Raw genomic sequence first — 12,309 nt, forward strand, 5'->3', positions numbered from 1 at the left:
TATAGATCTAGAATGACGAAGCAAAAATAAAGGATCACGCGTCTCTCAACATCGTCGCTCCCGCGAAGGCGGGAGCCCAGTGGCGCGTGAGCGCCTTGTGGTGGGGGCATTGATCGCAGCAAGAAAGCGCTTTCGCGCACTGGATCCCCCGCCTGCGCGGAGGATGACGGGGTGTAGAGTTGGGATGACGAGGTACGAATAGGGGATGACGGGGTGTAGAGCTGGGATGACGAGGCACGAATAGGGGATGACGGGGTATAGAGCTGGGACGACGATGTACGAATAGGGGATGAAGAGGTATAGATCTAGGATGACAAAGCAAAAATAAAGGATCACGCGTCTCTCAACATCGTCGCTCCCGCGAAGGCGGGAGCCCAGTGGCGCGTGAGCGCCTTGTGGTGGGAGGTTATCGATCAACTTTTCCAGTTGTCTGTCCGAAAACGGCTAGCTCAAACCAGAATGGCGGCGTATAAAGTGATCTGCGCGTTGTACCAGATGGCGCGATGACCGGATTTATTTGATCGCTTTAGACCTTGCTATGTTCACACCTCTACCCCCAACCGGCGGCACATTGACCGCACCGCAGTTTTATCGTGCACTCGCGGCGCGAGATAGCCGGTTTGACGGTGTTTTTTTTACCGGTGTGAAAACGACGGGGATTTATTGTCGTCCGATTTGTGCGGTAAAAACGCCACGTGAGAGCTCATGTGAATTTTTTACCTCGGCGGCCTCAGCAGAAGCGGCAGGTTATCGGCCTTGCCTGCGGTGTCGCCCAGAGTTGGCGCCGTATGCCATTCAACAAAATCTTGCCCATGCAATTTGGAAAAAAATAGCTAATGGCGCGCTCAATGAATCGAGTATCGAAGATCTCGCTGCACAGGTTGGGTTATCGTCAAGACAGATGCGTCGTGTGTTATTGCAGGAATTTGGCGTTAGCCCCGTCGAGATGGCGCAAACACAGCGCCTGTTATTCGCCAAAAAGTTACTGCAAGAAACGGCATTGAGTATGGCTGACGTTGCTTTCGCGGCGGGATTTGGAAGCGTCCGACGATTCAATGCCTTGTTTTCACAACGGTATCACATGACGCCCGGTGACATTCGCCGTGCGGCACCTTCTGCGGATGAGAGTCTTCGCTTACGGCTTGCCTATCGTCCACCTTACGCATGGCAAGCCTTGATGCACTATTTGCGGGGACGTGCCATGCCGGGTTTGGAAGCGGTGATCGAAGAGCGCGGCGAGCTTGTTTATGTGCGCAGCGTGATGATCGATGGCAAGTCAGGATGGCTAAAGGTCAGTCATGCACCCGAAAAACACCAGATTATTTTGCAAGTGGCGCCTGCACTAGCGACTGCATTGATGCCCTTGTTGGCCACCATTCGCCAGCAATTTGATCTTGAGGCACATCCTTTAATGATTCAAAGCCATCTGCAAGAAGATCCGATGTTGGCAGCGCAGATCATGGCAACGCCTGGCCTACGGGTACCCGGCGCATTTGATTCTTTTGAATTAGCCTTGCGGGCGGTGCTTGGACAGCAGGTGAGCGTTGCGGGTGCGACGACTGTTGCTGGACGGCTCGTGCAACGTTTTGGCGTGCCGGTGGCAACCCCTTTTACTGCGATCAGTCATCATTTTCCGACGCCGGAATGCATTGTCGCCTTATCGATCGATCAACTCGCTGGGATTGGTATTCCTGGAGCGCGTGCCGCGACATTGCAGCATGTTGCACGCTTTGCGCTGGCTGGGGGTTTTGAGAAAGCAGCAGATAGCCCCTTAGATGAGGCGATTCGGCAAATGAAGCACATTCCTGGCATTGGCGAATGGACAGCACAGTACATTGCCATGCGGGCATTGCGATTTCCGGATGCGTTTCCTGGCGGGGATTTAGGTTTGCAGAAAGCAGCGGCCCTGCTGACAGACCCCGTGACGGCCCGTTTTACAGAAAAGCAGTTGTTAGCGCGTGCAGAACAATGGTCGCCATGGCGGGCCTACGCGGCGTTACTTTTATGGCAATCGCTTCACTAAGATCTTCTGTTGAGGAGAGACCAACGATGTACTTTACAACGATCAATAGCCCCCTTGGCGTACTCACATTGACGGCCAGCCAAGGCGGTTTAACGGGCGTCTATTTCGAAGAGCACCGCCATTTTAAAGGTCTGGAAGGGGGGCAACGAGCGCCGGACTTTCGCCTTTTTGATCGGGTGGCGACGCAATTGGGGCAATTTTTCGATGGCACCCGTCAGACCTTTGATGTGCCCTTGGACCTTTCCGCCGGCACCGCCTTTCAACAGCAGGTATGGCGTGCTTTGCAGACGATTCCGTACGGAGAAACCTGCAGCTACGGCGAGTTGGCGCGGCATCTCAACAATCCGCAAGCGGTCAGAGCGGTTGGGGCTGCAAATGGGCGTAATCCTTTGTCGATTATCATTCCTTGCCACCGGGTTATCGCGGCGAACGGGGCACTGACAGGCTATGCAGGTGGCTTAAAAAATAAGCAGTACTTGCTTAAGTTTGAGGCAGAACAACATCATTTTTTTTGCTTGCCATTGAGGCATTAAATGGGTGAAACTGGCTGGAAACCCGCATGGATATTGCGTTTTGTAAATTTAACAAATAATATGATTTAGCCCATTATGTTGCGATGCACAAAAAATGCTTGACGTTTAAAATCCGGCGTGTAGAATCGAGGTTGTTGCGGTGCACCATATCAAGAATTCGTGGTAGGCGCTGCCGATTACTTAATCCTCACCACCACCGGAGAATGTCATGACTACATCACCAGAACAATTTATCGCTGCTACCAAAACAAACTTGGAAGCGCAATTTGCTTCATTGACAGCACTGAACAAAAAAGCATTTGAAGGTCTGGAGCAATTGTTTGCTTTAAACGTCAATGCTGCTAAAGCTTCTTTTGAAGAAGGTACAGCCACTGCGAAGCAATTGTTGGCAGCGAAAGATCCACAAGAATTCTTCACATTGACAGCAGCACAAGCTCAGCCAAGCGCAGAAAAAGCATTGGCATACGGCCGTCACTTGGCAAGCATCACAACAGCCACACAGCAAGAATTCACAAAAGCTGTTGAAGCACACATCGCTGAAACAAACACGAAAGTCATCGGTTTGATCGACGAAGTGACAAAAAATGCACCAGCTGGTTCCGAACAAGCTGTCGTTGCTTTGAAAACAGTTGTTGGTAACATCAATGCAGGTTACGAGCAGTTGTCCAAAACAACAAAGCAAGCCGTACAAACATTGGAAGAAAATCTGACAAAAGCAACAACGCAGTTCACACAAGCAGCTGAAAAAGCGACTGCAAAAAAGAAATAAGTCGGAAGACTGACTGATTGCGTGAATGAATTGACTTTCTTCACACTGCAAAGCTCCCGCCTCCCACGGGAGCTTTTTTTATGCGTCAAATTTGCGTCAAGTCAGGTACACGCAAGACCTAGGTGGTGTAATCTATCAAGGTATTCCTGCTCAACCTGCATCACATTATTTACACAGTATTAATATTTGTCTTAGAGCAATTCACTTTTTCGAAAACTGGAGAATCAATATGCAAGACGTTGTCATCGTAGCTGCTGGCCGTACCGCCGTAGGTAAATTTGGTGGTTCTTTAGCAAAAATACCTGCTTCAGAGTTAGGCGCCATTGTCATCAAAGGCCTATTGGCCAAGATTGGTTTAAGCGGTGATCAGGTCAACGAAGTATTGCTCGGACAAGTACTCACCGCAGGCGTTGGCCAAAACGCGGCACGTCAGGCCGTGATCAAAGCAGGTTTGCCAAACATGGTGCCAGCGATGACCATTAATAAAGTGTGCGGTAGCGGTCTTAAAGCGACGCACCTCGCGGCGCAAGCCATCAAAGTCGGCGACGCTGATGTGATCATTGCTGGCGGTCAAGAAAACATGAGCGTTTCACCGCATGTATTGAATAACTCCCGCGATGGCTTCCGTATGGGCGACACTAAGCTCGTCGATACGATGATTGTCGATGGTCTGTGGGACGTCTACAACCAGTATCACATGGGCATTACTGCCGAAAACGTCGCGAAAAAATACAGTGTTTCTCGCGAAGAACAAGATTTGTTTGCGTTGGCTTCACAAAATAAAGCAGAAGCGGCACAAAAAGCAGGCAAGTTTAAAGATGAAATTATTCCTGTTGAGATCGTTAGCAAAAAAGGCACCGTGGTTTTCGATACTGACGAGTTCATCAAACACGGCGTGACGCTTGAGTCCCTCGCCGCATTGCGTCCGGCTTTCGACAAAAATGGCACAGTGACAGCAGGTAACGCTTCGGGTCTGAACGACGGCGCTGCGGCTGTGATTATGATGTCCGCTAAAAAGGCGGAAGAGTTAGGCTTGCCTGTCCTGGCGCGCATCAAAGCATACTCTTCTGCAGGTGTCGACCCAAGCATCATGGGCATGGGTCCCGTGCCAGCAGCACAGCTCTGCCTGAAAAAAGCAGGCTGGACACATCAAGATTTGGATCTGATGGAAATCAACGAAGCCTTTGCAGCGCAAGCCATTGGTGTGAATAAAGAAATGGGCTGGGATACGAGCAAGATCAACGTCAATGGTGGTGCAATTGCGATTGGTCATCCGATCGGTGCTTCAGGCTGCCGTATTCTGGTCAGCCTCATCCACGAAATGATTCGTCGCGATGCAAAGAAAGGTCTGGCAAGCTTGTGTATCGGTGGCGGTATGGGCGTCGCTCTGGCGATTGAGCGTCCATAAAACGATCTGTATGTTGATACCCTGAGAATGGATTGCTGATTTTTTCAGCAATCAAATAAAAAATCCCCGGCGACAATTGCATGTCGCCGGGGATTTTTTTTGTCAGAGTACAGCTACCTGACAGAAGAGAATCGAAGAACGATTAATGAATGCCGTGCATCTTTTTGGCCATCCATTTGTTCAACAACATCAAGATGATCCCTGCAGCAATCGGGATAATCGTGAAAATCAGGAAGAACGTCGACAACGAGTAAGTCTCAGAAATCTTGTCGATATAGCTACCACTCAAGCCAGCCAGTTTGTTAGCGATGGATGTGTTCAAGAACCAAACGCCAAACATCAAACCCAGCAAGCGTTGTGGTGCCAGCTTACTGATGTAGGACAAGCCAACGGGAGACAGGCATAACTCACCCATGGTATGGAAAAAGTACGCTGCGATCAGGTAGATCATACTGACCGACGCTGTTTTTGCACCAGCAGGAATACTTGCTGCACCGTAAGACAATGCTGCAAAACCCAGACCCAGCAAGACCAAGCCCGTACCAAACTTCACTGGACCGCTTGGAGACCAATATTTGTCCCACATTTTAGAAAACATCGGTGCCAAAATCACCAAGAAGAAGGAATTGAGGACACCAAACCACGTCGCAGGGACATCCGACTGGGACATGCCAAATTCACGACCCAACATCCAGATGACCAGTGCCCAGATCACGCCGATACAGGTAATGAGCAACAGGTTAGAGACCAGATAGTCTTTCGCGGTACTTAAAAACAGCTTCAAAAGTAACCAGCTCAAAATCGCCGTTGGGATCACTGTCATCAAACTATTGACGATTTTAAACACCATACCGCTGGTGCCGACCAATGTGCGATCAGTGTAATCCGCCGCAAAAATCGTCATCGAACCGCCAGCTTGCTCGAAGGCAAACCAGAAGAAAATCGTGAAGAAAGAAAAGACACAGATGGCTTTCAAACGGTCTTTAACGATATGCGCTTCAGGTTCCACTTCGGCAACGACTGGAGTCGTTTGTTGAGACTTCGACAAACCAATCTCACGGAAGATACCTTGACCCAGGAAGAATTGAATCGCACCCAAGAGCATGAAACCACCAGCTAAGGCGAAACCATAAGACCAGGAAATTTTTTCACCGATGTAGCCGCAAAGCAAAATACCAAAGAATGCGCCAGAGTTCACACCCATGTAGAACAAAGTGTAACCAGAGTCACGTGCGTGTTCATTGTCTTTGTTATAGAGCTGACCAACGATGGCAGAGATATTAGGTTTGAACAAACCTGTACCCGCCACCACCAGAGATAGACCCACATAGAACATCGTTGGGGTGTCAAACAAAAGAGAGGCATGTCCGGCAGCAATGATAAAGCCACCAAGAACGACAGACCGACGGCTTCCAAGGAAGCGATCAGCAATATAGCCGCCCAGAATCGGTGTCAGGTAGACCAAGCCGGTGTACCAGCCATACAGCGATGTCGCCTCAGCACGTGACCAGCCCCAGCCACCTTTGGCGGTTTCGGTCACGAGAAACAGTACCAGCAGGGCACGCATGCCGTAGTAAGAAAAACGTTCCCACATTTCTGTGAAAAACAGGACAAATAAACTATTTGGGTGCCCAAGAATGGTGTGCGCCCCGGATGGTTGAATTTTGTTCAAACTGTGCTCCGTTGTTTTGGTTTTGGATGAATGAATACGGTAATGGCAAACTAATTTTCAACATCGACGTCAAAATGCAGCTAAATACGTCAATTTTGCGGCTAGCTTACCACGATGAAAAACTCATATAGAAAGACATATGGTGCGATGCAGCAAAAAACATACCAACAGACACGATCACTGAAGGTGCGGCATTCGGGCGTTCATCGCATTTTTCATTCTATTTATATCGTTTTCCGGTATTTCCTTCGGTCTTGTCGTGTTCTAGCGAGGAATCATTTTTGTTATTTGCACTGGTTGGGAGCAGCAGTAGGACTTTTTGATGGCGGTTGAGTCGTAACAAGACGGTAATGATGTCTGTGTTTTACAACGATGTTCAGTGCAACATGAAAAATAATCCGCAACCGTGCGAACTGGATCCTCCGCCTTCGCGGAGGATGACGGAGTGCGAGTGCGGAGGATGACGGGGCGGGAGCCCAGTGGCGCGTTAGCGCCTTGACGTGGGTGGGACTGCACTATTGCTGATATTTGTGTGTGATGACCTGATCGCGGTAGAAAAGCGCATTCGCGCACTGGATCCCCCGCTTTCGCGGAGGATGACGGAATGGGGGGCGGAGGATGATTGGGTACAAAATATGGCGGGGTGTACGGGGACGACGATGTATTAGCGGAAGCGGCGACATATCGTAGACAGACTCGGAATGTCCCCACCCCTCGTCGCTCCCGCGCAGGCGGGAGCCCAGTGGCGCGTGAGCGCCTTGATGTGGGTGCGAATGCATTTTTGCGGTCATGTGTGTGTGATGACCTGATCGGGGTAGAAAAGCGCATTCGCGCACTGGATCCCCCGCCTTCGCGGAGGATGACGGAATGGGGGCGGAGGATGACGGAATGGGCTTGTGTAGGGTGATGGAGTGGGGTTGCGGAGGATGACGGAGTAGGGGGCGGATGATTACGGAGTGGGGTTGCGGAGGATGAGGGAGTGAGGGTGCGAAGGATGACGGGGCGGGGGCACGGTGGATGGTTGGATGGAGGTGGAATGTCTCCACCCCTCGTCGCTCCCGCGCAGGCGGGAGCCCAGTGGCGCGTGAGCGCCTTGTCGGCGTTTGAGTGCCACTATCTCATCGTTGTGCAGCGCGGAAAGGTGTAAGAAACCATTGCCGTAGCCACATATATCGCTGCAGAAACAAGAACACCGCGCTACACTGCTTGCTTTTATCGCTGAAACTACCTCGTGTTCGCTCGTAGCTCGTCTTGTTGAAGGGCTAATAAGCGCGATGTCGTCTTCGTCATGAATGTCGGGCATTGGGCGCACTGAGTCTTTTTTTATTTGATTATGCCAGCCAATTTTCGTCGACTTGCACCCCTGCTATTTCTGTTGAGTTCCCCTTTCTCGTTACCCCTGGTCTCTGATGCGGCGACGCTTGCCAAAGCGGTGGATCCCAATGATGGGGCTTACAAAATGCCACCACCAGAGCTGCAGGCGATAGTTGATGCGCCGCGGGGGCCTGTTTTTAAATTGGGACCGCGCCGAAAAACGGCACTGTTGGAATCCATTCCAGGCTTGCCGGGCATTGCCGAGGTGGCGCAGCCAGAACTTAAATTGGCCGGTCTGCGTCTCAATCCACGGACACGGGCGGCGAGTCAGTTTGAGTTTGGGACGGGGTTGAGCTTACTCGATATCGCTACTGGTAAAACGCGCGTTGTCGATGGAATGCCTGTGCGTCCTAAGATCGCAGAGTTGATCTGGTCACCGGATGAACTATGGGTTGCCTTCAGTCATTGGACGGACGCGGGCGTTGAGTTGTGGTTATTGGATGTCGCCAAAGCGCATGCGCATCGGTTGATCTCAGAAAAGCTCAATGCAGTAACAAGTGCGGGATTCGAATGGACGGCTGGTTCAGATCAACTGTTGGTGCATTTGCTCCCTTTGCACCAGAAGCCCATGCCAACAGCCCCCTCACTACCAACAGGACCAAATACCCTCGAAACCAAAGGTGGCAAGATCACACAAAACCGGACCTATCCGGATATGTTGAAAACATCCACCGATGCTGACGTGTTGGATTGGGAATTGCAGACACAATTAGGGCTTGTGAACACCAAGGGAGAGCTGCACCGCATCGGGCCTGTGATGACGCTGACGAAAGCCCAACCCTCACCGGATGGCAAGCTGATTTTAACGACGCAGATTCGACGTCCTTATTCGACATTGTTGCCGATTGATCGCTTCGCGCAGCTCATCGAGTTATGGGATAAACAGGGTAAAAAAATCAAAACGGTGGCCGAACGGCCGATGCGTGAGCGGTTGCCGATTGGTGCTGATGCCGTCCAAACTGGTCCGCGTGAGTTTGGCTGGCGCACGGATAAACCTGCGACACTGTACTGGCTCGAAGCCCAAGCAGGCGGTGATCCGGAGATGCATGTCCGTGTGCATGATGTCATGATGCAGCAAGCCGCCCCGTTTGATACTGCGCCGCAGAAATTGATGGAACTGGCATGGCGGTTTTCGAGTGTCCAATGGGGGAACGATAACTTGGCGCTGGTCACCGAAAGTTGGTGGAAAACCCGCGATACCCGGACGTGGCGACTTCGCCCGGGCATCGTGGACAGCAAGCCTGATGTCTTGTTCAGTCGTAAGACCGAAGATCAATATGCCAATCAAGGCAATCCGGTCGTTGAGCTGAATCAGTTTGGTTTGCCAGCATTGAAGTTATCTTTGGATGACAAGGCAATTTATCTGGCGGGTCTGGGTGCAAGTCCAGAAGGCGAGCGTCCGTTTCTTGATAAATATGATCTCAACACGAAACAAAGCACGCGCTTGTTCCGTTCTCAAGCACCGTATTATGAGCAAGTCGTGGGGATACTGAACGACAAGGTGACCTCGGTGGTCACAAGCCGTGAGTCAAGTGAAGAGCGTCCGAACTACTACGTTCGCGACTTGACGAACACGGAGCCAGCAAGAGCGTTGACGAACTTTGCTAACCCTTTACCTCAATTAAAAGGAATTCGGAAGCAGCAGATTCGTTATGCGCGAGCCGATGGCGTTGAGCTCAATGCGACCCTGTACTTGCCTCCCGGCTATGAGCCAAAGCGGGACGGACCGCGTCCGATGTTGATGTGGGCCTATCCGCGTGAATACAAAACAGCGGATGCGGCAGGGCAGGTCAGCGGTTCGGCGTATAAATATAACCGGATCGCGTATAACAGCCCGATGGTGATGTTGGCACGTGGCTACACGGTGCTTGATTCGCTCAGTATGCCGATTATTGGCGAGGGTAAAAAAGAACCGAACGACACTTACATTGAACAGTTGAAGATGGATGCCGAGGCTGCGGTGGATGAAGTGGTGCGTCTTGGTGTCGCAGATCGCAATCGTATTGCCATTGGCGGGCATAGCTATGGCGCGTTCATGACCGCCAACTTGTTAGCACACACCCGTCTGTTCCGCGCTGGCATTGCGCGTTCTGGTGCCTACAACCGCACCCTCACGCCATTTGGTTTTCAATCCGAAGACCGCAATTATTGGCAGGCGGAAAAGGTGTACCAGGATATGTCACCATTTAATTTTGCGAATCAGATCAAAGATCCGTTGCTCTTGATTCATGGTGAGCAGGACAATAATACCGGTACCTTCCCATTACAAAGTGAGCGGATGTACCAAGCTTTGCAAGGCTTAGGTGGTATTTCTCGTCTCGTGATGTTGCCCAACGAAAGTCACAGCTACCGCGCCAGAGAGTCCATTATGCAGATGCTGTGGGAGCAAGACCGCTGGCTGGATATGTATGTGAAAAATGCCAAACCTGACGTTGGCGGTAGAGAAGACAGCAACCGATAAGCGCGTCATACAGGAAAAGACAAATTAAGCACACGTTGGCAACCCGCCACGTGTGCTTTTTTTACTCCTTTTTTCTATTTTGCATTACTATTGCGCAAAAGCCTTCTCATGGTAGACCTATGCTCAGAGCAGTCATTCTGGATACAAATGCTGTTGCCCGTAATTTGCTGACCTCCGTTTTAAACAACGGCGGGCACGAAGTTGTTGGCGATGCTAATTTGGCACCAGCGAGTTTGGCAAGGGTGATTAAGCTCAAACCGCAAATTGTCTGTGTCGATATCGGTGAACCTGATGAAACCGGTCTCGCTGTGATTGATCAGTTGCGCAAGGACTTGCCCAAGGCACTGCTATTTTTGGTTTCCGCCAAAATCGATGCCACAACCTTGCAAGCGGCGCAGCAGCGTGGTGTCCATGGCTTTATTGTGAAACCTTTCAATTCCATCGCTGTGCTCAGTGCAATACGCAATACCATTTTGCGTATTGCCAAACAACAGCGTCCGGCCGAGCCAAAGCCGCCAAGCGAAGACGCCCCCGAGTTGGCAAGCGGCGATCCTGCCTGATTTTATCTCCTGCTGACCCCATTTCATCCTGTTATGGCAGATTTCATCGCATCGCGCCATTGAGTGCCTTATTTTCCTTACACTGTTGTGGATGAACATACGCTCTCACCGCAAGAACAAGGAATACCACAATGACTAAGTCATTCCCTCATCCCGCAGCGACAGAACAACCTTTGCCACTCGAGGTCTCGATCCGTAGTGACAGTTGGTTGACCCGGGCGCGCAACTATCCGGTGTTTTCTCGCACGTGGTATTACTATCGGTTTCTCTCTTGGGTGATACCGTTATCGCTGATCGATCTGGTGGTGCTCACTATTTCAGCACTCAGTGGGGCGCCACTCGATAAAGTGATCATGGTGGTGGTGCCACTGAGTCTCGGTTTGCTTGCGCTGGGCTTACTGGGTACGGGGCTGGCGGTACTGGTAAGGAAGCGCCAATGGCCGGCAAGAAAAGAGACGATCGGTCTTGTTGTCGTATTGCTCCTCGGTGCTGGACTGAGTTACGGCCTGTTTGAGGGCTCGGATAAGCTCTGTAAGTGGATTGCACATGATCATATTCGCCATGGAAAAATAGAGCTTTTTGTTTCATCCAAGTATCACGAAGACGCGGAGGAGGGGAAGGCAACACCCCCGAAAGCGACCGCTCCAGCCTCTTCAGCCTCTCCTAGCGCCCCAAGCTCTTCAAGCACTCAGGGTCTCGCCAGTGCATCGGTCGCCGCCGAATCGCATTCTGTTCTGAGCCAAGAAACCTTGTTGATGCTGCGCGATCTCATTGACTTTTTATTTACCTGCTTTGTGGTGAGCTATCTGGGCGGCGGTTTTGACTTGTGGCTGTTTTTCCGTCAAAAAAAGCGACTTCAAGAAGATCGACTCGCCCGTGAACTCAAGCAGGCGCAAGAAGCACGACGTGAAGCAGAGCTGCGGTTATCGGTGTTGGTGGCACAGGTCGAACCACATTTTTTGTTTAATACACTGGCCGGCGTTCGCTCCGCGATCAACAGCGAACCCGCACGTGCGACGGCGATTGTCGATCATCTGGTTGATTATTTACGGGCAACGATTCCTAAAATACGCCGTGACGGGAGTTCAACCCAAGCCCGTCTAGGACAGCAATTAGACGCCGCCCGCGCTTATTTGAATCTGATGCAGACCCGCATCCCGCGTTTGCAATTTACCGTTGAATCGACAATTACCGATGCGGCTTTACCGCCGTTGATGCTCATTTCACTCGTTGAAAACGCCGTCAAGCATGGGATCGAGCCCAAAGTCGGCCCAGCGCACATTGCGGTGTCAGCGCATCAGACAGATAACGCCGGTCAACCTTATCTGACCGTGAGTGTGAGTGATGACGGGGTGGGGTTTGGTGGAACCACGAGCGGTTCAGGACTTGGCTTGGAAAATATCCGTGAACGACTCGCATCCATGTACGGCGAAAACGCCAGTTTGGTATTGAAAGCCAATCCCGACGGCGGCGTGACGGCGGTGATTAGTTTGCCTTTGGAAGCGTGAG

Annotated in this window: 8 protein-coding genes; 7 read left to right on the plus strand and 1 reads right to left on the minus strand. The window is 51.2% G+C overall.

The features are described from left to right. The first annotated feature begins 538 nt into the window (after positions 1-538). The 4 genes from ACO0K2_RS05205 to ACO0K2_RS05220 all read left to right on the plus strand — a co-directional run bounded on the left by ACO0K2_RS05205 (position 539) and on the right by ACO0K2_RS05220 (position 4,733). Entirely contained in the window at positions 539-2,023 is a 1,485-nt protein-coding gene (locus ACO0K2_RS05205) for an AlkA N-terminal domain-containing protein (RefSeq protein ID WP_423016468.1), read from the plus strand. A 26-nt stretch (positions 2,024-2,049) separates the two neighbouring features. After that, positions 2,050-2,556 (plus strand): methylated-DNA--[protein]-cysteine S-methyltransferase, encoded by a 507-nt coding sequence (locus ACO0K2_RS05210; protein ID WP_423016470.1) that lies wholly within the window; start codon positions 2,050-2,052, stop codon positions 2,554-2,556. A 208-nt stretch (positions 2,557-2,764) separates the two neighbouring features. Beyond that, positions 2,765-3,325, plus strand: a complete 561-nt coding sequence (locus tag ACO0K2_RS05215) for a phasin family protein (RefSeq protein WP_423016472.1) — start codon at positions 2,765-2,767, stop codon at positions 3,323-3,325. Between the two features lie 229 nt (positions 3,326-3,554). Further along, positions 3,555-4,733, plus strand: a complete 1,179-nt coding sequence (locus tag ACO0K2_RS05220) for an acetyl-CoA C-acetyltransferase (RefSeq protein WP_423016474.1) — start codon at positions 3,555-3,557, stop codon at positions 4,731-4,733. A gap of 142 nt (positions 4,734-4,875) precedes the next feature. Here the strand turns inward: ACO0K2_RS05220 and ACO0K2_RS05225 are convergent, their stop codons facing one another. Beyond that, positions 4,876-6,405 (minus strand): peptide MFS transporter, encoded by a 1,530-nt coding sequence (locus ACO0K2_RS05225; protein WP_423016476.1) that lies wholly within the window; start codon positions 6,403-6,405, stop codon positions 4,876-4,878. A 1,333-nt stretch (positions 6,406-7,738) separates the two neighbouring features. On the opposite strand from ACO0K2_RS05225, the gene ACO0K2_RS05230 reads away from it, so the two are divergent. From ACO0K2_RS05230 to ACO0K2_RS05240, 3 genes are all read left to right on the plus strand, one after another. Further along, positions 7,739-10,240 (plus strand): prolyl oligopeptidase family serine peptidase, encoded by a 2,502-nt coding sequence (locus tag ACO0K2_RS05230; protein ID WP_423016478.1) that lies wholly within the window; start codon positions 7,739-7,741, stop codon positions 10,238-10,240. A gap of 119 nt (positions 10,241-10,359) precedes the next feature. After that, positions 10,360-10,800, plus strand: a complete 441-nt coding sequence (locus ACO0K2_RS05235) for an ANTAR domain-containing response regulator (protein WP_423016480.1) — start codon at positions 10,360-10,362, stop codon at positions 10,798-10,800. 131 nt (positions 10,801-10,931) lie between these two features. Further along, the gene (locus tag ACO0K2_RS05240; protein WP_423016482.1) at positions 10,932-12,308 is read left to right on the plus strand and encodes a sensor histidine kinase; all 1,377 of its coding nucleotides are present in this window, start codon (positions 10,932-10,934) and stop codon (positions 12,306-12,308) included. Position 12,309 lies beyond the last annotated feature (1 nt).

It is taken from the genome of Undibacterium sp. MH2W (assembly GCF_049340215.1).
Lineage (GTDB): Bacteria > Pseudomonadota > Gammaproteobacteria > Burkholderiales > Burkholderiaceae_D > Undibacterium.

Excerpts from the sequence above, each read along its gene's own strand:
- ACO0K2_RS05210 (WP_423016470.1), top strand. The coding sequence starts at position 2,050 with ATGTACTTTACAACGATCAATAGCCCCCTTGGCGTACTCACATTGACG.
- ACO0K2_RS05240 (WP_423016482.1), top strand. The coding sequence starts at position 10,932 with ATGACTAAGTCATTCCCTCATCCCGCAGCGACAGAACAACCTTTGCCA.
- ACO0K2_RS05215 (WP_423016472.1), top strand. The coding sequence starts at position 2,765 with ATGACTACATCACCAGAACAATTTATCGCTGCTACCAAAACAAACTTG.
- ACO0K2_RS05230 (WP_423016478.1), top strand. The coding sequence starts at position 7,739 with ATGCCAGCCAATTTTCGTCGACTTGCACCCCTGCTATTTCTGTTGAGT.
- ACO0K2_RS05220 (WP_423016474.1), top strand. The coding sequence starts at position 3,555 with ATGCAAGACGTTGTCATCGTAGCTGCTGGCCGTACCGCCGTAGGTAAA.
- ACO0K2_RS05235 (WP_423016480.1), top strand. The coding sequence starts at position 10,360 with ATGCTCAGAGCAGTCATTCTGGATACAAATGCTGTTGCCCGTAATTTG.
- ACO0K2_RS05205 (WP_423016468.1), top strand. The coding sequence starts at position 539 with ATGTTCACACCTCTACCCCCAACCGGCGGCACATTGACCGCACCGCAG.